The organism is Citrobacter sp. Cf088, from assembly GCF_030334295.1.
Classification (GTDB): Bacteria; Pseudomonadota; Gammaproteobacteria; order Enterobacterales; family Enterobacteriaceae; genus Citrobacter; species Citrobacter freundii.
In genome coordinates this window covers 192,850-218,975 of sequence record NZ_JAOWEE010000019.1, presented here as the reverse complement: position 1 = coordinate 218,975, position 26,126 = coordinate 192,850, and the positions used below count along the sequence as shown (strand labels likewise).

Here is a 26,126-nt window from a genome sequence, read left to right as displayed (position 1 = left end):
GGCGAGCGAAGCGAGTCATCCTGCACGACCCACCAATGTAAAAAGGCGCCCTAAAGGCGCCTTTTTGCTATCTGCGATTTATACAACTGCCTGATGCGCTACGCTTATCAGGCCTACCGACAATACTCCCCTCGTAGGCCTGATAAGACGTTAGTCGCCATCCGGCACAGATATCACATCGTCAATGCCGCTACCAGTTTCTCCAGCGCGGGTGTCGCCTGCTGCTGGTCATACACAATATATAAATCCGCCGGAATACGTTCCTCTAACGGTCGGAATACCACGCCTGGCCAACTCATCTGCGCATAACTGTCAGCAATTAACGTAATACCAATCCCCATGCTGATCATCGCCAGCACCGTTTGCGGCTCCCTCACCTCACGGATAATCATCGGGGAAAATCCAGCGCTCAGGCAAACTCGCTGCAAAAATGCCCAGTCGGTATGAATGGAGGGCATCGTGACAAAATATTCATTTCTCAACGCTTCCAGCGGTACGGATTCACAGGCGGTAAGAGCATGTTCTTCTGGTATGGCCACTAAAAATGAGGACTCATGTAAGCGCAGGCTGGTAAATCCGGGAGAGGGTTCAGTAGCCATGCGCCAAATCCCCGCATCCAGTTCACGTCTTTCCAGCATCGTCATCTGCATTGCGGGCATGTTCTCGCGAAACTGCACCTCGACGTTGGGATTTTCCTTCAGAAAACGCCGCATCACCGGACGCATTTTTCCCCACATTGCGGTACCAATGACGCCTAGCTCAATTCGCCCTGCCTCACCGCGACCAATCTGTTCCACTCGTGCCAGCGCCTGATTAGCACTGGATAACAGTCTGCGCGATTCTTCCATCAAAATTTTTCCGGCGTGGGTTAACGCCACGCTGCGGGAATGACGGATAAATAGCAACGTGCCGAGCTGTTGTTCCAGCTCTTTAATATGCGTACTGAGGGGCGGTTGCGACATATTCAGGCGAGCAGCAGCGCGTCCAAAATGCAGTTCTTCTGCGACGGCAAGAAAATAACGCAGTAACTTCAGATCGATGCGGTGCGTGCGTTCCATGGATAATGCGCTCCTGAGTGAAGATTAATGCGCAAAGTTACCACATTGCATCGCAGAAAATGAAACGGCGGGTATCAGAACCCGCCGCTAAAGGAGCATTAATGTGCCAGTGATTTCTGCGCCAGTCGTTCAGGCTCATGCTTATATTTAAAGAACAATGCAAAGATAACCGCCAGGACCAGCGCGTAAGCGGCAAACACCAGCCAGATAGTTTGCCAATCCTTGACGCCATCGACAGAAAAATAGTCCACCGCCATCCCGCTCAGGATTGAACCCACCCACGCGCCAATGCCATTTACCATCGTCATAAACAACCCTTGGGCGCTGGCGCGAATGCTTGAGTCAACTTCCTGCTCGACAAATACCGATCCGGAGATGTTGAAGAAATCAAACGCGCAGCCGTAAACGATCATCGACATCAGCAGTAGCACAAAGCCAAACGGAGACGGATCGCCAAAGGCAAAGAAGCCAAAGCGCAGCGTCCACGCCAGCATACTCATCAGCATCACTGTTTTAATGCCAAAGCGTTTAAGGAAGAATGGAATAGTGAGGATAAAACCCACTTCCGCCATCTGCGAAACTGACAGCAAAATGGAGGGATATTTCACCACAAAGCTGTTGGCAAACTCAGGGTTACGGGCAAAATCATGCAGGAACGGATTGCCAAAGACGTTGGTGATTTGCAGCACCGCCCCCAGCATCATGGCAAACAAAAAGAAAATTGCCATACGCGGATTTTTAAACAAAACAAACGCATCCAGCCCCAGTTTACTGGCCATCGTGGCGGACTCTTTTTTCTCCGCAACCGGTATTTTTGGTAACGTCAGCGCATACAGAGCCAGCAGCAGCGATGCGCCTGAAGCGATATAAAGCTGTGCGCTGCTCAGTTCCAGTCCCATTAAGCTGACCGTCCACATCGCCACAATAAAACCTATCGTGCCAAATACACGAATTGGCGGGAACGCGGTGGCCGGATCCTGACCCGATTGTGCAAGGCATGAATATGAGACGCTGTTCGATAACGCAATCGTCGGCATATACGCCATCGCGTTAACCAACATTACCCAGAACATAGTCTGTGGATCGGTAACGGTTGTGGCGTACAGCAACACGCCAGCACACACCAGATGGCACAGCATATAAGCGCGCTCGGCACGCAGCCACTTATCGGCGATGATCCCCATAATGCCCGGCATAATAATCGCTGCCAGCCCTTTCGAGCTGTAGACCATACCCACATTCGCGCCGGTAAAATCCAGGGTGTTAATCATGTAAGAACCCAGGGTTACCAGCCAGCTTCCCCAGATGAAATATTGCAAAAACGACATGAGCTTTAAGCGAGATGCGATACCCATTTTTCCGTTCCTTGCCATAAAGTAAGACCCCGCAAGCGGGGTCATGTTTTAATTATTCAGGCCAGTTTGCGCAAGAAGCCGCAGATCAGATTGATGAAGTTCTGCCGGGAGAGTTCCGCTGCAGCCAACGTCTGTGCGTGAGATAACTTCACATCCCCCAAACCTTCAGCCAGGTTGGTGATGGCAGCCACCGCAACCACTTTCAGACCGCAGTGGCGCGCGGAGATAACTTCAGGCACTACCGACATCCCCACCACGTCGCCGCCAATAATTTGCATCATGCGGATTTCTGCCGCCGTTTCAAAGTTCGGTCCCGGATAAGAAACAAACACCCCTTCGCTCAGCGGAAACCCTTCTTCTGCGGCGACGGTTTGCAGGATCGCACGATAGTCAGCATCATAGGCATTCGCCAGCGAAAAGAATCGCTCACCAAAACGCTCATCGTTTAGTCCGACCATTGGTGTACCTGGCATCGTATTAATGTGATCGCTAAGCGCAACGAGACTACCTGGTCCGACTTCGGGGCGCAAAGAACCTGCGGCATTAGTACAAAATAACAGTTCGCAGCCCAGCAGCTTCAGGGTGCGAATGGCGTCGGTCATCACCGTCATGCCGCGACCTTCATAAAAATGCCCACGTCCTTTCATACAAGCCACCGGAATACCCGCCAGATTTCCCAGCACCAGCTCACCGGCATGACCATGTACAGTACTGACAGGGAATCCCGGCAATTTTTCGTAAGAGATGGCCACTGCATCCTCGATTTGATCCGCCAGAGCACCGAGGCCAGAGCCAAGAATAAAGGCTACGCGCGGGGTGAAATCGGGTTTGTAACTACGAATGATGTCGGCGCTATACCAGGGATTTTGCGAGAAAAGAGAGTGACTCATGAGATATCCTTAATACTGAGTAGTCGAAAATAATGTCGCGTACCGCACTGTTATAGCGAGACTACGCAATCGATTACCAATACCGTTTATCCCGACAACCGATAGTAAATCGGTATCGATGAGTCGCCCTAAACCAGCCTGAAATCACATTTTTTTCGGGCCAGAAATGGCACAGGAATAGAGATACATGAAGATTTGGAACTTTTATTATTAAACTCCGCTCCGCCATATTGTAACTGAAGTTCTGTTCACTAATGCCGATACCCATGTTTTATGGCGTGAGGAATCCGTATGACAACGATTAACGTTTCCACCCCAACTGTTCAAAGCAGTAGTGGTGGTGGAAAAGCCCCAGCCGGGAATGACATCTCCGCTCAGATTGCACAAGTCACCCAAAAGATAACCAAGCTAACTCAGCAGCTCAAAGATATTCCCAATAGTAGTGGCAGTGTTGAGCAGAAGCGCGAACAGCAGGAGCTTATTCAGACACAAATCAAGATGTTACAAGCACAGCTGGCTCAACTGTTGCGACGGCAGGCCGAGGAGTCACAGCAAAAGCAAAGCGCCGATCAGAGAAAAGCTGAGGGCATCAACACGGCTTCCGACCAACATCAGGTCGATATTTATATCTGATACAACGGATCACGGGCACGACCAGCGGTTAATTCACTGGCCTGCATACGCACCACGTCCCACAGCGCCTGAGCCGCGGTTGATAAAGAGCGGTTTTTACGTCGAGCCAGCATCAGTTGCCGTTCAACTACCGGCGTCAGGCGCTTAACCTGCAAGTGACTGCCCTGCGGTAAGGGAAGCGCCAGTGCGGGCAGCACGCTGATGCCAATCCCCGCCTCCACCATCGGGAACAGCGTGGCGGGATGACCAATCTCCTGAACGATGTTGGCATCAATGGAAAAATGGGCCAACGCCGCATCGATCAGCGGTCGACTACCGGAAGCGTAATCCTGTAACACCAAACGTTCGTGATACAAATCCTGCCAGTTCACCCACTCACGTTGGGCTAACGGATGATCCTGGCGACACAGCAGCAGGAACGGTTCGGACAGTACGGCTTCACACTGCAGATCGGTCACGGCACCAGGATCTATCACAATGCCAAAATCGACTTCTCCCTGGCGAATACTTTCCAGCACCCACTGCTGGGGCCTGTCGTGCAGCACAAAATCGATCGCAGGATAAAGCTCATTACTCTGGGCAATACACTGTGGAATAAGGTGAGCAGAGATTGTCTGGCTGGCGGCAACACGCACCGTTCCGGTTAACTGTGTCCCCACCTGGCCTGCTTCACGCAGCGTGCTGTGCAGTTCATCCAGAATACGTTCCAGGCGCGCCGCCAACTGGTGCCCCGCTTCCGTCAGCACCACTTCCCGCGTTGTTCTATCTAACAACCGCACACCCGTCTGCCCTTCAAGCTCTTTAACGCTGTGGCTGACCGCAGACTGGCTTAAGCCAATGATATCCCCCGCCCGGCTAAAACTTTTAGCCTGGGCGACGGTAACAAAGATACGCAACTGACGCAGAGAGTAATTCATCTATTCGATTCATATATGGATGCAATAAATCAATTTTATTTCTCAAATGGAAAAACGCAAAATGTTGCTACTGAATTTCAGGAGCTTTTATGAAACTTTTTCGTATCCTTGATCCGTTCACGATTACGTTGATTACGGTCGTATTACTGGCGTCCTTTTTCCCAGCCGAAGGTGGCTTTGTGCCTTTCTTTGAAGGCTTAACTACCGCTGCCATTGCCCTGCTGTTTTTTATGCACGGGGCCAAGCTCTCTCGTGAGGCAATTATTGCCGGCGGTAGTCACTGGCGTTTGCATCTGTGGGTGATGTGCAGCACGTTTGTTGTTTTCCCGGTGCTGGGCGTTCTGTTCGCCTGGTGGGCACCAGTTAATGTTGATCCGATGCTGTACACCGGTTTTCTGTACCTGTGTATTTTGCCAGCCACGGTGCAGTCGGCAATCGCCTTTACGTCGCTGGCGGGGGGTAATGTTGCCGCCGCCGTGTGTTCCGCTTCGGCCTCCAGCCTGCTGGGTATTTTTCTCTCACCGTTGCTGGTTGGCCTGGTAATGAATATGCATGGCGCAGAAGGCAGCCTGGAGCAGGTGGGGAAAATCATGCTGCAGCTGCTGCTGCCGTTCGTACTGGGACATCTTTCGCGTCCGTGGATTGGTAACTGGGTGTCCCGACATAAAAAATGGATTGCAAAAACGGATCAATCATCCATTTTACTGGTGGTTTACTCCGCCTTCAGTGAAGCCGTGGTTAATGGGATCTGGCACAAAGTGGGGATTGGCTCACTGCTGTTTATCGTAGTGGTCAGCATCGTATTGCTGGCAATTGTGATTGGCATCAACGTCTTTGTTGCGCGTAAATGCGGCTTCAACAAAGCCGATGAGATCACCATTGTCTTTTGCGGATCGAAAAAGAGCCTGGCGAATGGGATCCCAATGGCAAATATTCTGTTCCCGACGTCAGTGATAGGAATGATGGTGCTGCCGCTGATGATCTTCCATCAAATTCAACTGATGGTTTGTGCGGTGCTGGCACGTCGCTACAAGCAACAGACGGACGCATTGCAGGCGCAGCAGAAAAGCCGCGCCGCAAAGGCTTAAAGCGGGCGTTTCAGGGGCTGCACCAGTTGCGTCAGCCCTTCAGTTTTAATCAGCAGCGTGATTTGCATCAGTTCGCCGAGCTTGCCCGGCGGGAATTCATCCTTACGGGCAAACCACAGCAGATACTCTTCCGGTACATCAATCAGCCGACGCCCTTTATATTTGCCAAAGGGCATCACGGTATTGGCGATTTCAACCAGCTGCTCTTTTTCCATCTCAGGCACCCAGTAAGCGGATCATTTCAGCTTCGTCGATCACTTCAATGCCCAACTCCTGCGCTTTTGCCAGTTTAGAGCCCGCCGCTTCCCCCGCAATCACTAGATCGGTTTTCTTCGACACGCTACCGGCCACTTTTGCCCCCAGCTCGGTCAGTCGTGCTTTGGCATCATCACGCGACATCAGGCTCAGGCTCCCGGTCAGCACCACCGTCTTACCCGCGAAGGGGCTGTCGATTTCTTCAGCGTTGATAACCACCGGCGCTGGCCAGTGAATCCCCTGCTCCAAAAGCTGGACGATCACCTCGCGGTTACTCTCTTCGGCAAAGAAATTAAACACGTGGGTCGCCACCACGATGCCGACATCCGGCACTTTTTGCAGCTCTTCAACAGAGGCGGCTTCCAGCGCCTCGAGCGTGCCGAAATATGCCGCCAGACCTGCAGCCGTCGCTTCGCCGACTTCACGAATACCCAGCGCATAGAGGAAACGGGCAAACGTGGTCTCTTTCGCTTTTTCCAGCGCATTTACTACGTTTTGCGCCGACTTCGGCCCCATGCGATCAAGACCGGTCAGCTTACCTGCGGTCAGCGTGAAGAGATCCGCTGGCGTATGGACATACTCTTTCTCGACCAGTTGATCGATAATTTTGTCGCCCATGCCGTCGACGTCCAGCGCACGGCGGGAAACGAAGTGTTTCAATGATTCCTTCCGCTGTGCCCCGCAGATTAAACCTCCGGTACAACGAGTGACCGCTTCGCCTTCCACACGCTCAACGTCAGAGTTGCATACCGGACAGTGGGTGGGAAACTCGATTTCGCGGGTATTGTCCGGGCGCTCGGAAAGCACGACGTTCACTACCTGCGGGATGACATCGCCCGCACGGCGAATGACGACTTTATCGCCAATACGCAAACCAAGACGCTCAATTTCATCCGCATTGTGCAAGGTGGCGTTACTGACCAACACCCCGGCAACCTGAACTGGCTCAAGGCGGGCGACAGGCGTAATCGCCCCTGTACGTCCAACCTGAAACTCAACATCGCGGACAAAGGTCATCTGCTCCTGCGCCGGGAACTTAAAGGCCACCGCCCAACGCGGCGCGCGGGCAACAAAACCCAGTTGTTCCTGCAAGGCCATAGAGTTGACTTTGATCACCACACCATCGATATCGAATCCCAGCGTCGGTCGGTCTTCTTCAACCTTATGATAGTAAGCAAGTACTTCCTCCGGAGAGTCGCAAAGCGCCACTCTGTCGCTCACCGGCAATCCCCACTCTTTAAATTGCAGCAGACGGCCCAGATGGGTATCGGGCAACACACCACCTTCCAGCACACCAACGCCATAGCAGAAGAAAGTAAGCGGTCGCTTCGCAGTGATACGCGGATCGAGCTGGCGTAATGACCCAGCCGCCGCATTACGCGGGTTAGCAAACACTTTGTTGCCAGTACGGCGGGCCTCTTCGTTGATTTTTTCAAACCCGGCCTGCGGCAGGAACACCTCGCCGCGCACTTCCAGACGCGTCGGAATGTTATCGCCGCGCAGTTTTAACGGGATCGCACGAATGGTGCGCACGTTCGAGGTAATGTCTTCCCCGGTGGTGCCATCGCCGCGCGTTGCGGCGCTAACCAGCACGCCGTTTTCATAGAGAATACTCACCGCCAGCCCGTCAAGCTTCAGCTCACAGCACCAGGTTAGTTTGTCCGTACTCTTCAGCCGGTCCTGTACGCGCTTGTTAAAGGCGAGAAAACTCTCTTCATCAAACACGTTATCCAGCGACAGCATCGGCACTTCATGGCGAATCTGACTGAACGCCGTTAACGGGGCGGCGCCAACGCGTTGGGTTGGCGAGTCAGGGGTAATAAGGTCCGGATGCTGCGCTTCCAGCTCGCGGAGTTCGCGCAGCAGACGATCGTATTCCGCATCGGGAATTTCCGGCGCGTCCATCACATGGTAGAGATACTCATGATGGCGAAGCGTGGTTCGCAGTTCTGTCAGTTGTTGTTCGATTGATTCCATATCGCACCATCAATGATAAAAAACCCCCGACAGGCGGGGGTTTAGCAAGGAGATGTCACGCCAAAGGAGAATCAGGCGCGAGATTCTTTAACTTCGCGGATGCGGTCCTGATACTCGCGCAGTTTCTGCGGCGTCATCATGCGACGTTGATCGTCAAGCACCACACCACCCACTTCATCGGCGATGTGCTGTGCGGACTGCAGCATCAGCTTAAAGTTTTGCAGCTCGTCCCCATAGGACGGAACCTGCATAAAAATAGTTACGCCAGGGGTGCTGAAATCACCCGTCATTTCGGGGTCAAACGTTCCTGGGTTAACCATATTGGCAAGGCTGAACAGCGACGGACCGCTGCCATCCGGGCTCAAATGACGATGGAAAATATTCATATCGCCAAATTTAAAGCCGGCTTGCTGAATGCTATTGAGCAGCACTTCACCGTTGAGCTCGCTACCGTGATGCGCCGCAACGTTCATAATAATGACCGCTTCTTTACGCTGCGGTTTTTCAGCAGCTGGCGCTTCTTCAACTACCGGCTCAGGCTGCGGTTGATGTTCAACGGCAGGCTCTGCGGGCTGGAAAGTCTGCGGCGCAGGTTGCGGAGCTTGCTGCACGGGCTGCTGAACCTGCGGAGCAACGGGCTGATGCTGCATCGGCTGCTGTACAGGTTGTTGCTGAACAGGCTGATGTTGCACCGGCTGCTGCGGTTGTACAGACTGCGGCTGAGCATGCGGCGGCGGTACCGGCGCTTGTGCAGGCTGCTGCGCGGGTTGACGCGGCTGAGCCGACGCATAAGGCGGCTGGTACTGGTGTTGCGGCGACTGAGGAGGAACACCATGTTCCTGCGCGTTACCGGGAGCATGATTCACACGATGAACGCGAACTTCGCCCACGCCTTCGTCTTCCTCGACGTTGTCGTCGAACGAATCCTCGTCTTCACGTTTAGACTTCATGCGTTTCAGTGGGCGATCGCGGAATATAGAAGACCGCTCTTTACGGCTAGTCCAAAAACCATGTACCAGTAAAGCGATTATGGCGATCGCGCCAACAATGATTAATATCAGACGCAAATCCTGCATCATTATATTCTCTGTTGTTCTAACACCTTGCCACCACGGCAAACATTTACTCACTAAGAGTATTTGTCGATTACGCCAAGTGCAAGTGCACTCTTGGCTTTCACGGCATAAAGATGAACAAAATTGTGCTTTTTGCTGTTTTTTCGAACATTTCTGAACAGCTTAACGCTCAACAACCCGGTAAGATACGCAAAGTTTACCAGAGCTTATATAACAAGGAGTATGTCCTGACCATGGTTTCATCATCTGCAGTCGTACCTCGCAGCGGCCTTTATTACTTTTCACAGGGATGGAAGCTCATCACCCAACCGGGCATTCGTCGCTTTGTCATCCTGCCTTTGCTGGTGAATATCCTGCTGATGGGCGGCGCATTCTGGTGGCTATTCACACAACTCGATAGCTGGATCCCCTCGCTGATGAGTCACGTCCCTGACTGGCTTCAGTGGCTCAGCTACTTGCTGTGGCCGATTGTCACTATCTCCGTACTACTGGTGTTCGGCTACCTGTTTTCCACCATAGCCAACTGGATTGCCGCGCCGTTTAACGGTCTGCTGGCTGAACAACTGGAAGCGCGCTTAACGGGCGCAACACCGCCTGACACCGGCGTTCTCGGCATCATGAAAGATGTTCCCCGTATTATGAAACGTGAATGGCAAAAGCTGGCGTGGTATCTCCCGCGCGCCATCGTGTTGCTGATCCTCTATTTCATTCCGGGTATTGGGCAGACCGTCGCCCCGGTGCTGTGGTTCCTGTTCAGCGCATGGATGCTGGCCATTCAGTACTGCGATTATCCGTTTGATAACCATAAGGTGCCTTTTAAGGAGATGCGCGTCGCGCTGCGCACACGCAAGGTCACCAATATGCAATTTGGCGCATTAACCAGTTTGTTCACCATGATTCCGGTGCTCAATCTGTTCATCATGCCGGTCGCGGTTTGTGGTGCTACGGCGATGTGGGTAGACTGCTATCGTGCTAAGCACGCGTTATGGAAGTAATGCAAAAATGTGTAAAAGCGGGCTGGCTTATGCCCGCTCTTATTCCATACTGCAAGGCATTATTTCCCATCAGCATATAGATATGCGATTTCCTTACTTCCCCATACTTTCTCAACAGGTATGCTGAAGCGGTATCCCAATTTCATACAGTTAAGGACAGGCCATGAGTAAGATTTTTGAAGACAACTCGCTGACTATCGGTCATACGCCGCTGGTTCGACTGAACCGTATCGGTAACGGACGCATTCTGGCGAAGGTGGAATCTCGTAACCCGAGCTTTAGCGTCAAATGCCGTATCGGTGCCAATATGATTTGGGATGCCGAAAAACGTGGTGTACTGAAACCGGGTGTTGAGCTGGTAGAACCGACCAGCGGCAACACGGGGATTGCGCTAGCCTACGTTGCCGCAGCCCGCGGTTACAAACTGACTCTGACCATGCCGGAAACGATGAGCATTGAGCGCCGCAAGCTGTTGAAAGCTCTGGGTGCGAACCTGGTGCTGACCGAAGGCGCAAAAGGGATGAAGGGTGCAATCCAGAAAGCGGAAGAAATTGTCGCCAGCGATCCGGAGAAGTTCCTGCTGCTGCAGCAGTTCAGCAACCCGGCGAACCCGGAAATTCACGAAAAAACCACCGGCCCGGAAATCTGGGAAGATACCGATGGCCAGGTTGATGTCTTTATTTCCGGCGTAGGTACCGGCGGTACATTGACTGGTGTGACCCGTTATATCAAAGGCACTAAAGGCAAAACCGATCTGATCACCGTCGCGGTTGAACCTACCGACTCCCCGGTTATCGCCCAGGCGCTGGCGGGTGAAGAACTTAAACCGGGCCCACATAAAATTCAGGGGATTGGCGCGGGTTTCATTCCAGGCAACCTTGATCTGAAACTTATCGATAAAGTCGTCGCCATCACCAATGATGAAGCAATCTCTACTGCGCGTCGCCTGATGGAAGAAGAAGGTATTCTGGCGGGCATTTCTTCCGGCGCTGCTGTTGCTGCCGCGCTTAAGCTGCAGGAAGATGAAACCTTTACCAATAAGAATATAGTGGTTATTCTACCGTCATCGGGTGAGCGTTATCTGAGCACTGCACTGTTTGCCGATCTCTTCACAGAGAAAGAACTGCAACAGTAATGCCAGCATGTTAAAAACGCGTAAAAAAGCACCCATTTGGGTGCTTTTTTGTGGCCTGCTTCAAAGTTTCAACTCGCCTGGCATTGATTCAACCCACCAGAACTGGTATTTAACCAAGCTAATTATTTTGATGCGCGAAATTAATCGTTACAGGAAAAGCGCTAGCTGAATCGATTTTATGATTTGGTTCAACTCTTCCTTTCGCGGCATAATGTTTAATGACGAACGAAACGTCAGCGGCAAGAAGTTGCCAGCAACGGATTGCACCGAACTCCTTTTGTGTCGCGTCCAGTTTACGCCGATGCTAACAATACAGGCTAAAGTTGAACCGCCAGGCTAGACTTTAGTTCCACAACACTAAACCTATAAGTTGGGGAAATATAATGTTCCAGCAAGAAGTTACCATTACCGCTCCGAACGGTCTGCATACTCGCCCTGCTGCTCAGTTTGTTAAAGAAGCAAAAGGCTTTACTTCTGATATTACTGTGACTTCCAACGGCAAAAGCGCTAGCGCCAAAAGCCTGTTTAAACTGCAGACTCTGGGCCTGACTCAGGGTACCGTTGTTACCCTGTCCGCAGAAGGTGAAGACGAGCAGAAAGCAGTTGAGCATCTGGTTAAACTGATGGCTGAACTCGAGTAAGTTCAACGAGTTCTTTTAAATATCAGTCACAAGTAAGGTAGGGTTATGATTTCAGGCATTTTAGCATCCCCGGGTATCGCTTTCGGTAAAGCATTGCTACTGAAAGAAGACGAAATCGTCATTGACCGGAAAAAAATTTCTGCCGACAAGGTTGATCAGGAAGTTGAACGTTTTCTGAGCGGTCGTGCCAAGGCATCTGCGCAACTGGAAGCGATCAAAACCAAAGCTGGTGAAACGTTCGGTGAAGAAAAAGAAGCCATCTTTGAAGGGCATATCATGCTGCTCGAAGATGAGGAGCTGGAGCAGGAAATCATAGCCCTGATTAAAGATAAGCACATGACGGCTGATGCAGCCGCGCATGAAGTTATCGAAGGTCAGGCCACAGCCCTGGAAGAGCTGGATGATGAATACCTGAAAGAACGTGCGGCTGACGTACGTGACATCGGTAAACGCCTGCTGCGTAACATCCTGGGTCTGGCAATTATCGACCTGAGCGCTATTCAGGAAGAAGTTATCCTGGTAGCCGCAGACCTGACCCCGTCAGAAACCGCACAGCTGAACCTGAACAAGGTGCTGGGTTTCATTACTGACGCGGGCGGACGTACTTCCCATACCTCTATCATGGCGCGTTCTCTGGAACTGCCTGCCATCGTCGGTACGGGTAGCGTCACCTCTCAGGTTAAAAACGACGACTATCTGATTCTGGATGCCGTAAACAATCAGGTTTACGTCAATCCGACCAACGACGTTATCGAGCAACTGCGTGCCGTTCAGGAGCAGGTTGCAACCGAGAAAGCGGAACTCGCTAAGCTGAAAGATCTGCCGGCTATCACGCTGGACGGACATCAGGTTGAAGTTTGCGCTAATATCGGTACCGTTCGTGACGTTGAAGGCGCTGAACGTAACGGCGCTGAAGGTGTGGGTCTGTACCGCACCGAATTCCTGTTCATGGACCGTGAATCGCTGCCAACTGAAGAAGAACAGTTTGCTGCGTATAAAGCCGTTGCTGAAGCCTGTGGCTCTCAGGCGGTCATCGTTCGCACCATGGACATCGGCGGCGATAAAGAACTGCCGTACATGAATTTCCCGAAAGAAGAGAACCCGTTCCTGGGCTGGCGTGCCGTGCGTATCGCCATGGATCGTAAAGAGATCCTGCGTGACCAGGTTCGCGCGATTCTGCGCGCCTCTGCTTTCGGTAAACTGCGCATTATGTTCCCAATGATCATCTCTGTTGAAGAAGTGCGTGCACTGCGCAAAGAGATTGAAATCTACAAACAGGAACTGCGCGACGAAGGTAAAGCATTTGACGAGAGCATTGAGATTGGCGTGATGGTGGAAACACCGGCTGCGGCAACAATTGCGCGTCATTTAGCCAAAGAAGTTGATTTCTTTAGTATCGGCACCAATGATTTAACGCAGTACACCCTGGCAGTTGACCGTGGTAATGATATGATTTCACACCTTTACCAACCGATGTCGCCATCTGTGCTGACGCTGATCAAGCAAGTTATTGATGCTTCTCATGCTGAAGGCAAATGGACTGGCATGTGTGGTGAGCTTGCAGGCGACGAACGTGCTACACTTCTGTTGCTGGGGATGGGTCTGGACGAATTCTCTATGAGCGCCATTTCTATCCCGCGCATTAAGAAGATTATCCGTAACACGAACTTCGAAGATGCGAAGGTGTTAGCAGAGCAGGCTCTTGCTCAACCGACAACGGACGAGTTAATGACGCTGGTTAACAAGTTCATTGAAGAAAAAACAATCTGCTAATCCACGAGATGCGGCCCAATTTACTGCTTAGGAGAAGATCATGGGTTTGTTCGATAAACTGAAATCTCTGGTTTCTGATGATAAGAAAGACACCGGAACTATTGAGATTGTTGCTCCGCTCTCTGGCGAGATCGTCAACATCGAAGACGTGCCGGATGTAGTTTTTGCTGAAAAAATCGTTGGTGATGGCATCGCTATCAAACCAACCGGTAACAAAATGGTTGCTCCTGTTGACGGCACCATCGGCAAAATCTTTGAAACCAACCACGCTTTCTCTATCGAATCCGACAGCGGCATTGAGCTGTTTGTTCACTTCGGTATTGATACCGTTGAACTGAAAGGCGAAGGCTTCAAACGCATCGCTGAAGAAGGTCAGCGCGTGAAAGTGGGCGACCCGGTTATTGAATTCGATCTGCCGCTGCTGGAAGAAAAAGCCAAGTCTACCCTGACTCCGGTTGTTATCTCCAACATGGACGAAATCAAAGAACTGATCAAACTGTCCGGTAGCGTGACCGTGGGTGAAACCCCGGTTATCCGCATCAAGAAGTAATTCTTGCCGCAGAGAAAAATGGCGCCGATTGGCGCCATTTTTTTATACACTTCATCCGCCATTAAATGTGTGCAGTCACCGGGCGATAACACGCCTCGCGCATCAGGATTTTCATGCCCTCCGGCCCGCTCTCCAGCATCCGTCGTTCCGAATCCGCCACTAACAACTCACAGTCGTAACCACCCGCAATGCCGAACATAGCCCGCGCCACGCAGATATCTTCCAGTGCCGCTGTCCCGCAGGTATCAAAGTGTCCAACCATACGCCCATTCTGGCGAACTACCAGCCGGTAACTCTTCATCGCGCCTCCCCTGCCGGTGGCAGAATTAATTCATCACAGCCGCACTGGTGCGTCCACGTCATCACGTCCAGCACCCGCTGTGCAGCATCGTGCGTCGCGGTCGTCAGCGCTTTCCCCATCACAAGGCCGCTCACCAGCTCGGCACAGAACAGATCGCCAGTCCCCTTCAGATCCGTTTTCACTCGCGGATGAGCTAACACCTCAACCGTTTCAGCCGTCACCACCGCAACATGAATAATCTCTTCCGTATCCGCCGGCGCACTGGTGATCACCACCCATTTCAGGGTGTCGGTGAGCAGTGATTGTGCCGCCGTAATGGCTTCATCAAGCGTACGACACGGCTTTCCGCTCAGCATTTGCAGCTCGAACACATTTGGAGTCAGCCCCTGAGCCAGCGGTAGCAGGTGCTGACGATAAGCCTCCGGAATTTCGGCTTTAACATACATACCGCTATCCGTATCGCCAATCACGGGGTCGACCAAAATGCACAGGTCCGGATGCGTAGTCAGAACGGTTTTCAGCCACTGTGCCAGCAAGGCGATTTGTTCCGCGCTGCCCATGTACCCTGTCGTCACCGCCTTTAGCTCGCGCAAGGCATCACGCTCGTTTAAGGCGCGGAGATAACCGCTAAACCAGTCTGCTGGAATAACGCCGCCGTAGAAGGTTTCATAATGCGGGGTATTACTGAACAGCACCGTAGGTACTGCCGTCACGCGTAACCCCTGCGCTTTAATGGCCGGGACGGCGATGCTGTTACCTACGCTGCCATAAACCACCTGTGACTGAACGGCGACGATATCGGTCTGTAACGCCCGATGCGTGTCGTCGAAGAGCACTGACTGGATATCACTCTCCTGCTCCATAAATTTCTCCTCTCGCTGGACAGCGGGTCTACGCCTCACTATTATCGTCATATGCTAAAATTCATTTTGTCATAGGTCAATAATGATCGACGGAAAAACCGCTAACGAAATTTTTGACAGTATCCGTCAACATGTCACTACAGGCACGCTGGCAGTGGGAGAAACGTTACCGCCAGTGCGGGAACTGGCAACGGAATTAAACGTGAACCGCAATACTGTCGCGGCGGCTTACAAACGCCTGGTCTCCTCCGGGTTGGCACAGAGCCTGGGACGCAACGGTACGGTGATTAAGGGGATTACTGCCCCCGTAGCACTGGAAGGTGGTAATCCGGATACCCCGCTTATCGATCTTTCCGGCGGTAATCCAGCGCCCTCGCGACTTCCTGAGCTGAGTAATTATTTTGCGAAGATAAATAAGAGTCCGCGCTTGTACGGCGATGCCGCTGTGTCACCTGGACTTAAGGTGTGGGCATCACAATGGATGCAAAATGCAATCCCCGGCAAAGGGGAAATTGATATTACCAGCGGTGCCATTGATGCTATCGAACGGCTACTGTGCGCCCATTTGCTGCCTGGTGATAGCGTTGTCGTAGAAGATCCATGCTTTTTAAGCAGCATCAACATGCTGCGCTATGCCGGATTCTCAGCAAACCCGGCCAGCGTTGACCGCGAAGGCATGCTGCCGGGCCAGCTGGAACTCGCGCTACAGAAAGGCGCGCGGGCAGTAATTCTGACACCGCGCGCGCATAACCCGACAGGATGCAGCCTGAGCGCCTCACGCGCGGCGCAATTGCAGGAAATTCTGGCCCGCTATCCGCAGACGCTGGTGATTGTCGACGACCACTTTGCGCTGCTATCTGCTTGCCACTGGTATCCGGTGATTGCGAAGGAAACCACGCACTGGGCGGTTGTCCGCTCGATGTCAAAAACGTTAGGACCAGATTTACGCCTGGCCATTGTGGCCAGCGATCCGCTCACTTCAGGGAAGCTACGTTTAAGGCTTAACTCCGGCAGTCAGTGGGTCAGCCATCTGCTGCAGGATTTGGCCTGCGCCTGCCTGAATGACGAGACTTACCAACACACGCTGGCGCAAACTCAGCAATTTTACGCTGCCCAGCAGCAAAAGTTGACGGCAGCTCTGCGGCGACATGGCATTGAGTTGCCCGTTGGTGACGGTCTGAATATGTGGCTACCGCTGGAAGATAACAGCCAGGCGATCGCTTTTGCGCTGGCAAAGTCCGGCTGGCTGGTACGCGAAGGCGAAGTGTTTGGCGTCAATACGCCTGCCCACGGCCTGCGCATTACGCTGTCAACATTATCAGACAGCGACATTGATAAGCTGGCGACTGATATCCATCAGGCGCTAAAGCGCTAACAGGAGAGAAAAAGTGCGAGTTCATTTTGTTATTCATGAGTCTTTTGAATCTGCTGGCGCGTATCTGCCGTGGGCTGAATCACGCGGCTATACCATCACCTGGTCGCACGTTTACGCCGGGGAAACGGTCCCTGCGAACGCGGATGGCTTCGATATGTTGGTGGTGTTTGGCGGTCCGCAGTCCCCCCGGACCACGCTGGCAGAGTGCCCGTACTTTGATTCTCAGGCCGAGCAGCATCTGATCAATCAGGCGATTGCGGCACGTAAAATTGTGGTGGGGATCTGCCTGGGTTCACAGTTAATCGGCGAAGCGCTGGGTGCGAAGGTGTGCCAGAGTCCGGAAAAAGAGATTGGTCACTACCCGATCACCCTGACCGAAGCAGGCCAACAGCATCCGTTGTTCAGCCATTTTGGTTCACCGCTTACCGTCGGTCACTGGCACAACGATATGCCTGGATTAACCGACCAGGCGACAATTCTCGCCACAAGCGAGGGCTGCCCGCGACAAATCGTACAATACGGTAATTTCGTCTATGGTTTTCAGTGCCATATGGAATTTACGGCTGATGCTATAGAAGGGCTTATTCAACACTCCGAACAAGAACTGGCGGAAGCTAAAGGCAAGCGCTTCATCCGCTCCGTTGAAGAGATGCGCGCATGGGATTATCAGCAGATGAATGAGAAGCTGTGGCAATTCCTTGATAAGCTTGTGGAAAAACGTAACGATTGATTATGGCAGGCCGGATAAGACGCTTTACGTCGTCATCCGGCGATCGTGCCGTACGTTTGCCTGATGGCGCTATGCTTATCAGGCCTACAAACTAAATCCCTGAACCCTGGTTAAAGTGCTCTTCGCCAAACACGCCGGTTGAAAGGTAGCGATCGCCGCGATCGCAGATGATCGCCACCACCACCGCTCCCGGATTTTGTTCGGCCACGCGAATCGCTCCGGCTACCGCGCCGCCGGAACTAACGCCGCAGAATACACCCTCTTTCACCGCCAGCGCGCGCATGGTGTTTTCCGCATCGTTCTGATGAATATCCAATACCTCATCCACCAGCGAGGCGTTAAAAATGCCCGGCATATATTCCGCAGGCCAGCGGCGAATTCCCGGAATACTACTGCCCTCTTCCGGCTGCAGGCCAACGATAGTAACCGCTTTTTCTTGCTCACGCAGAAAACGCGACACACCGGTAATAGTGCCTGTTGTTCCCATACTGGAGACAAAGTGGGTAATACGACCTGACGTCTGCTGCCAGATTTCCGGTCCGGTGGTGGTGTAATGCGCGTACGGGTTATCCGGATTATTAAATTGGTCGAGAAGTTTACCTTCTCCGCGCTGCGCCATTTCAAGAGCTAAGTCACGCGCGCCTTCCATCCCCTGCTCTTTGGTCACCAGAACCAGTTCAGCCCCGTAAGCACGCATCGCCGCTCGGCGCTCCTGGCTCATGTTGTCTGGCATCAGCAGCTTCATGCGGTAGCCCTTCAGCGCGGCGATCATTGCCAGAGCAATTCCGGTATTACCGCTGGTAGCCTCGATCAGCACATTACCAGGCTTAATTTCTCCACGTTTTTCCGCTTCGACAATCATCGACAGCGCAGCCCGGTCTTTCACCGAACCCGCGGGATTATTGCCTTCCAGCTTGACCCAAATTTCACTGCCGTTATCCGGCGCCAGACGTTGTAGTTTCACCAGAGGCGTATTGCCAATTGTTTGTTCTAATGTGTTCACGTTTTGAGCTCGTAAAAAAGCCCGGGGGCGCAGCGCTTACCGGGCGATAAACATACTTTTTAACCTATCAGGCACTTTGCGCCAGAGCAAGTTCCTCTTCACGCGTTTCAATGCGCTGGTCGCCGTTATACAGACGCGCATTTTGCAGCCCGACAAACAGCCGCTCGCCGCGGCTTGGGGAATCATCGCCCTGCATGATGACCGTCAGCGGTTCGTTATACCACCCCAGCGGTTGGACAACTAATTGGGTGTAGTGTCCTTTCGGGCTGGCTTCCAGTACCTGTACCGGCAACGGCGAATCCAGGCTGGTACGACGGCTGACGTCCACTTCCCACGGACGCAGAAACAGATCCACCGGTCCCTGATAACCAGGCGTATAACCCAGCGGCCAGCGGTGTGCGCCGACATGGAATTGGCCGCCGCGAATCGTCCCCTGCAGGCGGTTAACCTCCCCCATAAACTCCAGCACAAAACGGGTAGCCGGTTCGCGCCAGACTTGATCCGGCGCATCAGCCTGCTCGATATGACCCTGACTCATCACTACCACGCGATCGGCAACTTCCGTCGCTTCTTCCTGGTCGTGGGTAACAAACACGCTGGTGAACTTCAGCTCTTCATGCAGCTGACGCAGCCAACGACGCAGTTCTTTACGTACCTGCGCATCGAGCGCGCCAAACGGCTCGTCGAGCAGCAGGATCTGCGGCTCTACCGCCAGCGCACGCGCCAACGCCACACGCTGCTTTTGCCCACCAGAAAGCTGCGCCGGGAAGCGGTCCGCCAGATGAGCCAATTGAACCATCTCCAGCAGTTTGGTGACTTTTGCTTTGATGGCCGCCGCATTCGGGCGCTCACGCCGTGGCAGGACCGTCAGACCAAACGCGATATTGTCGAAAACGGTCATATGACGAAACAGCGCATAGTGCTGGAATACGAATCCCACTTTACGGTCGCGAGCATGCAAACGACTGACGTCGGTGCCGTGAAAACGGATATGCCCGCTGGACTGATGCTCCAGCCCGGCAATAATGCGCAGCAGCGTGGTTTTGCCCGAGCCGGATGGCCCCAACAGCGCGACCATCTGACCTGAAGGAATATCCAGCGAGATATCGTTCAGCACCTGGGTGCGACCAAAAGACTTCTTAATATTGGCAATCTCAATGCTCATGATTTTCCTCCTGCTGCGCGCGTTTCTCCTGGTTCTCCAGACGCCATTGCAACATGCTCTTCAAAAACAGGGTAATAATCGCCATCAGCGTTAATAGCGCCGCGGCGGTAAAAGAGCCGACCGTGTTGTAGTCCTGCTCCAGTAATTCAATTTGTAGCGGTAGCGATAGGGTTTCGCCGCGAATCGAGCCGGAAACCACCGACACCGCGCCAAACTCGCCAATCGCACGGGCGTTGGTCAACACCACGCCGTACAGCAGCGCCCAACGAATATTCGGCAGCGTAACGCGGCGGAACATCTGCCAGCCGGACGCGCCCAGCAACACAGCCGCTTCATCTTCATTGCTGCCCTGGCTTAACATCACCGGCACCAACTCTCGCACCACAAACGGACAGGTCACGAATACCGTCACCAGCACCATCCCCGGCCAGGCAAACATAATTTGCAGGTTATGCTCATCCAGCCATCCACCCAGCGGACCGTTAGAGCCGTAAAACAGCAGATACACCAGGCCGGCAACCACCGGCGAGACGGCAAACGGAATATCCAGTAACGTCAGCAGAAGTTGGCGTCCTGGGAAGTTAAAACGGGTCACCAGCCAGGCAAGCAACACACCAAACACCAGGTTCACCGGCACCGCAATCAGCGCAATCAGCACCGTCAGCCAGATGGCATGCAGCATGTCCGGATCCGCCAGGTTCTGTAATACCGGCATTAATCCCTTGCTGAACGCCTGCACGAAGATGTAAATCATCGGCACCAGCAAAATAAACGCGGAGACCAGCATGCCCGTGCCGATCAGAAACCATTTCCCCCAGTTGATGCGGGGCGCGCCATAGCGTTTTAATTGGGTAATGTCTGCCATCAGTGACCTACCACACGTCGACCAAAGCGACTTTGCAGGGTGTTAATTGAAAACAGCAGCAACAACGAAGCCCCGAGGATCACAGAAGCAATCGCGCTGGCGGCCGGGTAGTCAAACTCCTGCAAGCGAACAAAAATCATCAGTGAGGTCACTTCCGTTTTCCATGCGATGTTCCCAGCGATAAAGATAACCGCGCCAAACTCACCGAGGCTGCGGGTAAAAGAAAGCGCAACGCCCGCCACCAGCGCGGGGGACAGCTCCGGCAGCACCACTTTACGGAAACTCTGCCAGCGCGTAGCACCGAGCGTTTCCGCCGCTTCTTCATATTCGGGACCTAATTCTTCCAGCACCGGCTGGACGGTACGCACCACAAACGGAATGCTGGTAAACGCCATCGCCACCGCGATACCAAGCCAGGTGTAGGTCACCTTGATATCCAGCTTCGCCAGCCACTCGCCGTAGAAGCCATTAACCGAAAACAGCGACGCCAGCGTCAGACCCGCCACCGCTGTAGGCAGCGCAAACGGCAGATCCATCAGTGCATCCAACAGCGTACGGCCCGGAAAGCGATAGCGGGTTAAGATCCATGCCATCAGCAAACCGAACACGCCGTTAAAAATCGACGCCACAAACGCCGACAGCAGCGTCACTTTATAAGCCGCTACCACCTGCGGATTGGTAATCACATCCCAGTATTGCGCCCAGCTCATTTGCGCCAGTTGCATCACCAGCGCGCTCAGCGGCAGCAGCAATATCAGGCAGACAAACAGTAAGCTTGTACCCAGGCTCAAAGTGAAGCCGGGCAGCACGCGTCGGGAAGAAACAGCAAACATTTACTTACGCCCCGCCGCCAGCAGTTTGTCCAGCTCTCCACCGCTGACAAAGTGTGTTTTCATCACTTCAGGCCACGAACCAAACTTATCTTCCACACGGAACAATTCGGTCTGCGGGAATTTATCTTGCTGTTTGTCCATCACCTGCGGGTTATTCACGCGGTAGTAGAAATCGGTAATAATGGTTTGCGCCTGCGGGCTGTACAGCCAGGTCAGGTACGCTTTAGCTGCTTTTTCAGTACCGTTGGCTTGCACATTTTTATCTACCCAGGCCACCGGGAATTCGGCGAGGATATTGGTTTTCGGGATAACCACTTCAAAACCCTGCGCTTCATACTGTTTACGAATGTTGTTCACTTCTGATTCGAAGCTGATCAGCACATCGCCCAGACCGCGCTCTGCAAAGGTGGTGGTAGCACCGCGACCGCCGGTATCAAACACTTCGACGTTTTTCAGAAACTGGGTCATGAACTGTTCGGTTTTGGTTTTATCACCACCGTCAGCTTTATCCGCAGCACCCCACGCCGCCAGATAGGTATAGCGCGCGTTACCGGAGGTTTTTGGGTTCGGGAAAATCAGTTTCACATCAGAACGCACAAGGTCATTCCAGTCATGAATGTTTTTCGGGTTCCCCTTACGCACCAGGAAACCCATGGTGGAATAGAACGGCGAGCTGTTATTCGGCAGGCGGCTTTGCCAGTCGGCGGGGATCAGTTTGCCTTTGTCATGCAGGATCTGCACGTCGGTGACCTGGTTATAGGTCACCACATCGGCTTTCAGCCCCTGCAGAATCGCCAGAGCCTGTTTTGATGACCCGGCATGAGATTGTTTAATCGTCAGTTTGTCACCGCCGTTATCCTTCGCCCATTGCTGTTCAAACGGTGGATTAAGGGCGGCAAAAAGCTCACGGGAAACATCGTATGAACTGTTCAGCAGTTCCGTTGCCTGCGCCTGCCCCACCAGCAACAGCATGGCTGCCAGCGTCAGTGTTCTTTTTTTCAGTAAGTTAACGGCCATTGCGCACCCTTATAAATTTAATGACTTTCTTATGGTCATCATATTTATAACCAGTGCTAAAGGAGTAACGGTTTTATATACCGTTTGATGATTTGAAAGTTGAAAAGAGAATAAGAGAATCCCTCCCCACACCGAGTGAGGAGGAGACCGGCATCAATCAGACGCCGACGCTAACGCTTTCAGGCAGGGTGCTACCGCCATCAATCACGTTTTGCGTGCCAGTTAAGTAACTGGACTCATCCGAGGCCAGGAACGCCGCCAGTTCACCGACCTCAAGCGGACAGGCCAGACGACGCATCGGGATCGCTTTCGCCATTTCGACTAAAACGGATTCAGGATCTTCCGGGTTAGATTGACGCGCAATGCTTTCCGCCATCGGCGTACGAACGTAGCCTGGGCAAATGGCATTAACGCGAATGCCTGACTGCGCATATTCTACCGCCAGGGATTTGGTCAAACCGATGATTGCGGCTTTCGACAGTGCGTAGGCCGTTTCGCCCGGGTCGGCAACCATATCGCCGGTCACCGATGACATCATCACGATGCGCCCGTCTTTGCGCGCAATCATCTCCGGCAGAACGGCTTTCGTCACATTCCAGACGCCTTTAATGTTGATATCAATGTGGAAATCGCGATCTTCATCGCTCATATCAAGGAAGTTGCCGAGGCGGCATACGCCGGCATTGTTCACCAGAATATCGATTTTGCCTTCAATCTGCTTCGCGCGCATCACCGCTTCCTTGACCGACGCAAAATCTCTGACGTCAGCGTGAACGGCTGTGCAACGGTGCCCTCGCCCAGCCAACTCATCCGCCAGTTTTTCAATCTCATCGGAGATATCCAGCAGAATTAAGTTCGCACCATGGCGGGCAAACGTTCTGGCGATACCCTCGCCAATACCCTGAGATGCGCCCGTAATCAATGCTGTTTTGCCCGTGAGTTTTCCCATTTCAATATTCTCCTTTTGAATATGAAGCCTTCGCTTCATTCACGCAGAAGATACAGCAATAACAAATTAGTGCTGAGGAATAGCTCACTAAATCAGGTTAATCTCAGGTAAAAAAAATCCCCGACGATGCGGGGATGTCTATTTCGTGGCCGATAACAGGATCAGATCGCCATTACAGCGCCATTAAACGGTCCAGCGACGGTGCAAAGTAATAGCCGCCGGTTACCGGTTTGGTGAAGCGCAGCATTGCATCACGCTTACCGTCGGTGTCACCAAACATGCTCAGCAACTGTTGTTCAATGTTGTGCAGACGGGCGCAGTAGGCGCAGAAATAGAGACCATGCGTGCCGCTGGCAGTGCCGTATGGCAGGCTCTGGCGTACAATTTTCAGCCCTTTACCGTCTTCTTTGAGGTCAACACGGCTCAGGTGAGAGGTGACCGGACGGTCATCACCGTCGATCTCTTCGTTGGCTTCCTTGGTGCGGCCAATCATCATTTCCTGGTCATGGATGCTCATGCGATTAAGCTGCTTCAGGTTATGTTCCCAACGCTGCACAAACACATAGCTGCCACCGGCATCCACACCATCTTTGATAACGGCGACTTCACGGCGCGTTTCTTCGCCTGCCGGGTTTTCCGTACCGTCAACAAAGCCGCTGAGATCGCGCTCTTCGACCCAACGGAAACCGTGGATTTCTTCTTTGACTTCAATACAGTCGCCAAATGCTTCCATTGCCGCCTGCGCAACGGAGAAATTCACGTCATGACGCAAAGAGAGAATATGGATCAACACGTCATATTGGGTTGCAGGTGCCAGACCTTTACCGTAAGGGATAAAGTCTTTTAACTCTTCAGCACCGACGCCGCCGCTCAATGCACGCCAGGTGTTGTTGCCAAAAGCGACAACCGCGCCCAGATGCGCATCCGGGAACTTAGCTTCAAAGGTCGCCAGCTTATCGGCGAAGGTTTTGCTGGCCGCACGCAGGGCCTCAACGTCGCCTTTAACATTGGCTTCAATCCAAATCGCCGCACGGCAATGTTCTGGCAAAATGCCACTCTGAACCTGAGACATTGTTCCTCCTGAAAAAAAGATGCCACGACATCGTGGCATTGATGGGCGCTATTCTACCTGTTTTTTTAACAAGCCGATTTGTTCAGACGCAAATTAACGCCGCCAGATAATTTTGCTTACTTTCCATGCTTTCAGCGTGTCGTCAGATGGCATTATATCTTCAGGCCCGCTCCATTCACCGGAAAAAATATAGCTAATATGTTGACTTCCTTCAGCTTTACACTCAACGCCTGCGCTGTCATCGCCGGTTGCCTTTTGGCAATTACCGAAAGCTTTAGTGTAAAGGTCGCTAAACGGTGTACCGATTTCGACACCCGCGACTGACGAAATATCGTGGTCTAACACATCAATACGACTAATGGTTCCCTGGCTGCCATTGATGACTATCGCCAGCTTGTCGTCTTTCATCGCTTCATAGAAGCGCACCACATTTCCGTTATCAGTCTTCATCCCGCTACGCAGGCGGTAATCACCGTCCAGCGCATCAGCAATGGCTTTTTCATCCAGCGGTGTCGCGCTCGTTAACGCTCCGACGCCCTGCTCTGTGACCTGCGTTGAAGAACCAAACCAGTTCCACGGATTGGCGGCAGACCAGTTCACCGAGGACAACGTTGAACACCCGGCCAGTAGCAGCGGCATCGCGCATAAAGTCAAACGCAGTGATTTCATTTCACTTCCTTCCTTATTTATCAACGTTGCTTGGAGTCCGGTTTCCCCAAAAAGTGCCGTTATTCTTTCTCAAGGGAAAAACAGGCGCGCAGACGTTGATTGGTTAACAGCCAGATCAGTGCGACGATATCCGCCACCAGCAGCGCCAACCCGACACCGTTGAGCGGATCGCCTGCCAGCCACATCACCGGCTGCCAGCACAGCAGCACCAGTTGAGCGAGAATCAATAATCCGCGCAGCCAGCGCCAGATTCCCGGAAACGCAAAGCGTCGCCCGCTGAGTAAAAACGCCAACACGGCGGGAACGCCGGGGAGCAAACCCAGCCAGAATGCGTCATGATCGGGATAAAACAGATTCAGCAACGTGTTGCCCTGCTCACGGGAAGAACCGGCAATCACAAACAAAACCCAGGTGCGTGCCTGTAACAACAGCACGCACCAGAAGAGAAAAGGCAGGCGCAGACGCCCATGACCGTCATAGTCGGCCGGATGAAACTCAGTACTCTTCATCTTCAATCAAACGCTTGCCCAGATTGAGTACATCCGCATGTTCATAGCCCAGACGTTCATACATGCCCTGTACGACATCGTTATCGTCACGCACCATGATTTGAATCTTCGGGCAACCGCGGGCAATGAGCTTTTTCTCCAACCGGTTTAGTAGCGCATTAGCGATACCGCGACCGCGAAACTCAGGATGCACGCCCAGGTAATAGGCGGAACCGCGATGCCCGTCGTATCCGCCCATCACCGTACCGACCACCTCACCGTTCACTTCAGCGACGAGGAACAAGCTGACGTCATGATTGACTTTACGTTCGATGTCCATTTCAGGGTCGTTCCATGGACGCAGCAAATCACAACGCTCCCAGAGGGTGATCACCTCTTCGAAATCTTCCTGGCGAAAAACGCGTATTTCCATGGTATTGGTTACCTTTTCAG

General features: G+C 52.8%; 28 protein-coding genes. 9 read left to right on the top strand and 19 right to left on the bottom strand.

Features of this window, described 5'->3' with window-relative positions:
* Positions 1 to 173: 173 nt before the first annotated feature.
* From OGV71_RS01530 to xapA, 3 genes are all read right to left on the bottom strand, one after another.
* On the bottom strand, positions 174 to 1,058 hold the full coding sequence (locus tag OGV71_RS01530; protein ID WP_003838579.1) for a LysR family transcriptional regulator: 885 nt from the start codon (positions 1,056 to 1,058) through the stop codon (positions 174 to 176).
* A gap of 98 nt (positions 1,059 to 1,156) precedes the next feature.
* A complete protein-coding gene (locus OGV71_RS01525; RefSeq protein WP_204583383.1) occupies positions 1,157 to 2,413 on the bottom strand; it encodes a nucleoside permease in 1,257 nt (418 codons plus the stop codon).
* Positions 2,414 to 2,469: 56 nt separating this feature from the next.
* Positions 2,470 to 3,303, bottom strand: coding sequence for a xanthosine phosphorylase (xapA, locus tag OGV71_RS01520; RefSeq protein WP_003838576.1), 834 nt, complete (start codon positions 3,301 to 3,303; stop codon positions 2,470 to 2,472).
* A 291-nt stretch (positions 3,304 to 3,594) separates the two neighbouring features.
* Here xapA and OGV71_RS01515 point away from each other — a divergent pair, with 291 nt between their 5' ends.
* Positions 3,595 to 3,936 carry a FlxA-like family protein gene (locus OGV71_RS01515; RefSeq protein WP_003038109.1) on the top strand — a complete coding sequence of 114 codons (342 nt, stop codon included), beginning with the start codon at positions 3,595 to 3,597 and terminating at the stop codon, positions 3,934 to 3,936.
* Here the strand turns inward: OGV71_RS01515 and OGV71_RS01510 are convergent.
* Positions 3,927 to 4,853 (bottom strand): LysR family transcriptional regulator, encoded by a 927-nt coding sequence (locus OGV71_RS01510; protein ID WP_003038106.1) that lies wholly within the window; start codon positions 4,851 to 4,853, stop codon positions 3,927 to 3,929. The two genes, OGV71_RS01515 and OGV71_RS01510, sit on opposite strands and share 10 nt — an antisense overlap.
* 89 nt (positions 4,854 to 4,942) lie before the next feature.
* Here OGV71_RS01510 and OGV71_RS01505 point away from each other — a divergent pair, with 89 nt between their 5' ends.
* Positions 4,943 to 5,941, top strand: coding sequence for a bile acid:sodium symporter family protein (locus OGV71_RS01505; RefSeq protein WP_003038103.1), 999 nt, complete (start codon positions 4,943 to 4,945; stop codon positions 5,939 to 5,941).
* On the opposite strand, the gene OGV71_RS01500 is transcribed toward OGV71_RS01505, so the two are convergent.
* The 3 genes from OGV71_RS01500 to zipA form a co-directional block, all read right to left on the bottom strand.
* Entirely contained in the window at positions 5,938 to 6,156 is a 219-nt protein-coding gene (locus tag OGV71_RS01500; protein WP_003038102.1) for a DUF3820 family protein, read from the bottom strand. The genes OGV71_RS01505 and OGV71_RS01500 overlap by 4 nt on opposite strands.
* A gap of 1 nt (position 6,157) precedes the next feature.
* The gene (ligA, locus tag OGV71_RS01495) at positions 6,158 to 8,173 is read right to left on the bottom strand and encodes an NAD-dependent DNA ligase LigA (RefSeq protein WP_003038099.1); all 2,016 of its coding nucleotides are present in this window, start codon (positions 8,171 to 8,173) and stop codon (positions 6,158 to 6,160) included.
* Between the two features lie 71 nt (positions 8,174 to 8,244).
* Positions 8,245 to 9,252 (bottom strand): cell division protein ZipA, encoded by a 1,008-nt coding sequence (zipA, locus tag OGV71_RS01490; protein ID WP_204583382.1) that lies wholly within the window; start codon positions 9,250 to 9,252, stop codon positions 8,245 to 8,247.
* Positions 9,253 to 9,482: 230 nt separating this feature from the next.
* Here zipA and cysZ point away from each other — a divergent pair, with 230 nt between their 5' ends.
* The 5 genes from cysZ (at position 9,483) to crr (ending at position 14,343) form a co-directional block, all read left to right on the top strand.
* On the top strand, positions 9,483 to 10,244 hold the full coding sequence (cysZ, locus tag OGV71_RS01485; protein WP_003038094.1) for a sulfate transporter CysZ: 762 nt from the start codon (positions 9,483 to 9,485) through the stop codon (positions 10,242 to 10,244).
* Positions 10,245 to 10,407: 163 nt separating this feature from the next.
* Positions 10,408 to 11,379: a cysteine synthase A gene (gene cysK, locus OGV71_RS01480; RefSeq protein ID WP_003038091.1), complete on the top strand. Its 972-nt coding sequence runs from the start codon at positions 10,408 to 10,410 to the stop codon at positions 11,377 to 11,379.
* A gap of 383 nt (positions 11,380 to 11,762) precedes the next feature.
* On the top strand, positions 11,763 to 12,020 hold the full coding sequence (gene ptsH / locus OGV71_RS01475) for a phosphocarrier protein Hpr (RefSeq protein WP_003038086.1): 258 nt from the start codon (positions 11,763 to 11,765) through the stop codon (positions 12,018 to 12,020).
* A 45-nt stretch (positions 12,021 to 12,065) separates the two neighbouring features.
* Complete coding sequence (gene ptsI / locus OGV71_RS01470) at positions 12,066 to 13,793, top strand: phosphoenolpyruvate-protein phosphotransferase PtsI (protein WP_003038080.1); 1,728 nt, start codon at positions 12,066 to 12,068, stop codon at positions 13,791 to 13,793.
* 40 nt (positions 13,794 to 13,833) lie between these two features.
* Positions 13,834 to 14,343 carry a PTS glucose transporter subunit IIA gene (gene crr, locus OGV71_RS01465; RefSeq protein ID WP_000522253.1) on the top strand — a complete coding sequence of 170 codons (510 nt, stop codon included), beginning with the start codon at positions 13,834 to 13,836 and terminating at the stop codon, positions 14,341 to 14,343.
* A gap of 61 nt (positions 14,344 to 14,404) precedes the next feature.
* On the opposite strand, the gene OGV71_RS01460 is transcribed toward crr, so the two are convergent.
* The gene (locus OGV71_RS01460) at positions 14,405 to 14,644 is read right to left on the bottom strand and encodes a hypothetical protein (protein ID WP_003038077.1); all 240 of its coding nucleotides are present in this window, start codon (positions 14,642 to 14,644) and stop codon (positions 14,405 to 14,407) included.
* A complete protein-coding gene (pdxK, locus tag OGV71_RS01455) occupies positions 14,641 to 15,507 on the bottom strand; it encodes a pyridoxine/pyridoxal/pyridoxamine kinase (protein WP_071697588.1) in 867 nt (288 codons plus the stop codon). Before pdxK ends, OGV71_RS01460 begins: the two co-directional genes overlap by 4 nt.
* Positions 15,508 to 15,589: 82 nt before the next feature.
* Between pdxK and ptsJ the strand changes: the two genes are divergently transcribed.
* Both ptsJ and OGV71_RS01445 read left to right on the top strand, forming a co-directional pair.
* Positions 15,590 to 16,882, top strand: a complete 1,293-nt coding sequence (ptsJ, locus tag OGV71_RS01450) for a MocR-like B6 salvage transcription factor PtsJ (protein ID WP_071697589.1) — start codon at positions 15,590 to 15,592, stop codon at positions 16,880 to 16,882.
* A 13-nt stretch (positions 16,883 to 16,895) separates the two neighbouring features.
* A complete protein-coding gene (locus OGV71_RS01445) occupies positions 16,896 to 17,612 on the top strand; it encodes a type 1 glutamine amidotransferase (RefSeq protein WP_032937821.1) in 717 nt (238 codons plus the stop codon).
* Between the two features lie 91 nt (positions 17,613 to 17,703).
* On the opposite strand, the gene cysM is transcribed toward OGV71_RS01445, so the two are convergent.
* The 10 genes from cysM to OGV71_RS01395 form a co-directional block, all read right to left on the bottom strand.
* Entirely contained in the window at positions 17,704 to 18,615 is a 912-nt protein-coding gene (gene cysM, locus OGV71_RS01440) for a cysteine synthase CysM (RefSeq protein ID WP_171278920.1), read from the bottom strand.
* 67 nt (positions 18,616 to 18,682) lie between these two features.
* The gene (gene cysA, locus OGV71_RS01435) at positions 18,683 to 19,780 is read right to left on the bottom strand and encodes a sulfate/thiosulfate ABC transporter ATP-binding protein CysA (protein WP_003038066.1); all 1,098 of its coding nucleotides are present in this window, start codon (positions 19,778 to 19,780) and stop codon (positions 18,683 to 18,685) included.
* Entirely contained in the window at positions 19,770 to 20,645 is an 876-nt protein-coding gene (gene cysW, locus OGV71_RS01430; protein WP_003038064.1) for a sulfate/thiosulfate ABC transporter permease CysW, read from the bottom strand. The genes cysA and cysW overlap by 11 nt, the downstream gene beginning before the upstream one ends.
* The gene (gene cysT, locus OGV71_RS01425; RefSeq protein ID WP_003038061.1) at positions 20,645 to 21,478 is read right to left on the bottom strand and encodes a sulfate/thiosulfate ABC transporter permease CysT; all 834 of its coding nucleotides are present in this window, start codon (positions 21,476 to 21,478) and stop codon (positions 20,645 to 20,647) included. The genes cysW and cysT overlap by 1 nt, the downstream gene beginning before the upstream one ends.
* Positions 21,479 to 22,495, bottom strand: a complete 1,017-nt coding sequence (gene cysP / locus OGV71_RS01420; protein WP_003038059.1) for a thiosulfate/sulfate ABC transporter substrate-binding protein CysP — start codon at positions 22,493 to 22,495, stop codon at positions 21,479 to 21,481. It abuts the gene before it with no gap.
* Positions 22,496 to 22,652: 157 nt separating this feature from the next.
* Positions 22,653 to 23,444: an SDR family oxidoreductase UcpA gene (gene ucpA, locus OGV71_RS01415; protein ID WP_003038057.1), complete on the bottom strand. Its 792-nt coding sequence runs from the start codon at positions 23,442 to 23,444 to the stop codon at positions 22,653 to 22,655.
* Positions 23,445 to 23,616: 172 nt separating this feature from the next.
* Positions 23,617 to 24,516, bottom strand: coding sequence for a porphyrinogen peroxidase (gene yfeX / locus OGV71_RS01410; RefSeq protein ID WP_003838547.1), 900 nt, complete (start codon positions 24,514 to 24,516; stop codon positions 23,617 to 23,619).
* Positions 24,517 to 24,609: 93 nt separating this feature from the next.
* A complete protein-coding gene (locus OGV71_RS01405) occupies positions 24,610 to 25,185 on the bottom strand; it encodes an RpoE-regulated lipoprotein (protein ID WP_049000854.1) in 576 nt (191 codons plus the stop codon).
* Between the two features lie 59 nt (positions 25,186 to 25,244).
* Entirely contained in the window at positions 25,245 to 25,694 is a 450-nt protein-coding gene (locus OGV71_RS01400; protein WP_003847269.1) for a DUF2919 domain-containing protein, read from the bottom strand.
* Positions 25,681 to 26,106 (bottom strand): GNAT family acetyltransferase, encoded by a 426-nt coding sequence (locus OGV71_RS01395; RefSeq protein ID WP_003038048.1) that lies wholly within the window; start codon positions 26,104 to 26,106, stop codon positions 25,681 to 25,683. The genes OGV71_RS01400 and OGV71_RS01395 overlap by 14 nt, the downstream gene beginning before the upstream one ends.
* Positions 26,107 to 26,126: the final 20 nt, after the last annotated feature.

Bases quoted from the DNA above. Each gene is read 5' to 3' on its own strand.
- OGV71_RS01395 (WP_003038048.1), bottom strand. From the start codon at position 26,106: ATGGAAATACGCGTTTTTCGCCAGGAAGATTTCGAAGAGGTGATCACC.
- cysA (WP_003038066.1), bottom strand. From the start codon at position 19,780: ATGAGCATTGAGATTGCCAATATTAAGAAGTCTTTTGGTCGCACCCAG.
- crr (WP_000522253.1), top strand. From the start codon at position 13,834: ATGGGTTTGTTCGATAAACTGAAATCTCTGGTTTCTGATGATAAGAAA.
- ptsH (WP_003038086.1), top strand. From the start codon at position 11,763: ATGTTCCAGCAAGAAGTTACCATTACCGCTCCGAACGGTCTGCATACT.
- pdxK (WP_071697588.1), bottom strand. From the start codon at position 15,507: ATGGAGCAGGAGAGTGATATCCAGTCAGTGCTCTTCGACGACACGCAT.
- OGV71_RS01405 (WP_049000854.1), bottom strand. From the start codon at position 25,185: ATGAAATCACTGCGTTTGACTTTATGCGCGATGCCGCTGCTACTGGCC.
- OGV71_RS01515 (WP_003038109.1), top strand. From the start codon at position 3,595: ATGACAACGATTAACGTTTCCACCCCAACTGTTCAAAGCAGTAGTGGT.
- OGV71_RS01505 (WP_003038103.1), top strand. From the start codon at position 4,943: ATGAAACTTTTTCGTATCCTTGATCCGTTCACGATTACGTTGATTACG.
- cysW (WP_003038064.1), bottom strand. From the start codon at position 20,645: ATGGCAGACATTACCCAATTAAAACGCTATGGCGCGCCCCGCATCAAC.
- OGV71_RS01530 (WP_003838579.1), bottom strand. From the start codon at position 1,058: ATGGAACGCACGCACCGCATCGATCTGAAGTTACTGCGTTATTTTCTT.
- OGV71_RS01400 (WP_003847269.1), bottom strand. From the start codon at position 25,694: ATGAAGAGTACTGAGTTTCATCCGGCCGACTATGACGGTCATGGGCGT.
- zipA (WP_204583382.1), bottom strand. From the start codon at position 9,252: ATGATGCAGGATTTGCGTCTGATATTAATCATTGTTGGCGCGATCGCC.
- xapA (WP_003838576.1), bottom strand. From the start codon at position 3,303: ATGAGTCACTCTCTTTTCTCGCAAAATCCCTGGTATAGCGCCGACATC.
- OGV71_RS01460 (WP_003038077.1), bottom strand. From the start codon at position 14,644: ATGAAGAGTTACCGGCTGGTAGTTCGCCAGAATGGGCGTATGGTTGGA.
- cysK (WP_003038091.1), top strand. From the start codon at position 10,408: ATGAGTAAGATTTTTGAAGACAACTCGCTGACTATCGGTCATACGCCG.
- ucpA (WP_003038057.1), bottom strand. From the start codon at position 23,444: ATGGGAAAACTCACGGGCAAAACAGCATTGATTACGGGCGCATCTCAG.
- OGV71_RS01500 (WP_003038102.1), bottom strand. From the start codon at position 6,156: ATGGAAAAAGAGCAGCTGGTTGAAATCGCCAATACCGTGATGCCCTTT.
- ptsI (WP_003038080.1), top strand. From the start codon at position 12,066: ATGATTTCAGGCATTTTAGCATCCCCGGGTATCGCTTTCGGTAAAGCA.
- yfeX (WP_003838547.1), bottom strand. From the start codon at position 24,516: ATGTCTCAGGTTCAGAGTGGCATTTTGCCAGAACATTGCCGTGCGGCG.
- cysP (WP_003038059.1), bottom strand. From the start codon at position 22,495: ATGGCCGTTAACTTACTGAAAAAAAGAACACTGACGCTGGCAGCCATG.
- cysT (WP_003038061.1), bottom strand. From the start codon at position 21,478: ATGTTTGCTGTTTCTTCCCGACGCGTGCTGCCCGGCTTCACTTTGAGC.
- OGV71_RS01510 (WP_003038106.1), bottom strand. From the start codon at position 4,853: ATGAATTACTCTCTGCGTCAGTTGCGTATCTTTGTTACCGTCGCCCAG.
- cysZ (WP_003038094.1), top strand. From the start codon at position 9,483: ATGGTTTCATCATCTGCAGTCGTACCTCGCAGCGGCCTTTATTACTTT.
- OGV71_RS01525 (WP_204583383.1), bottom strand. From the start codon at position 2,413: ATGGGTATCGCATCTCGCTTAAAGCTCATGTCGTTTTTGCAATATTTC.
- ligA (WP_003038099.1), bottom strand. From the start codon at position 8,173: ATGGAATCAATCGAACAACAACTGACAGAACTGCGAACCACGCTTCGC.
- ptsJ (WP_071697589.1), top strand. From the start codon at position 15,590: ATGATCGACGGAAAAACCGCTAACGAAATTTTTGACAGTATCCGTCAA.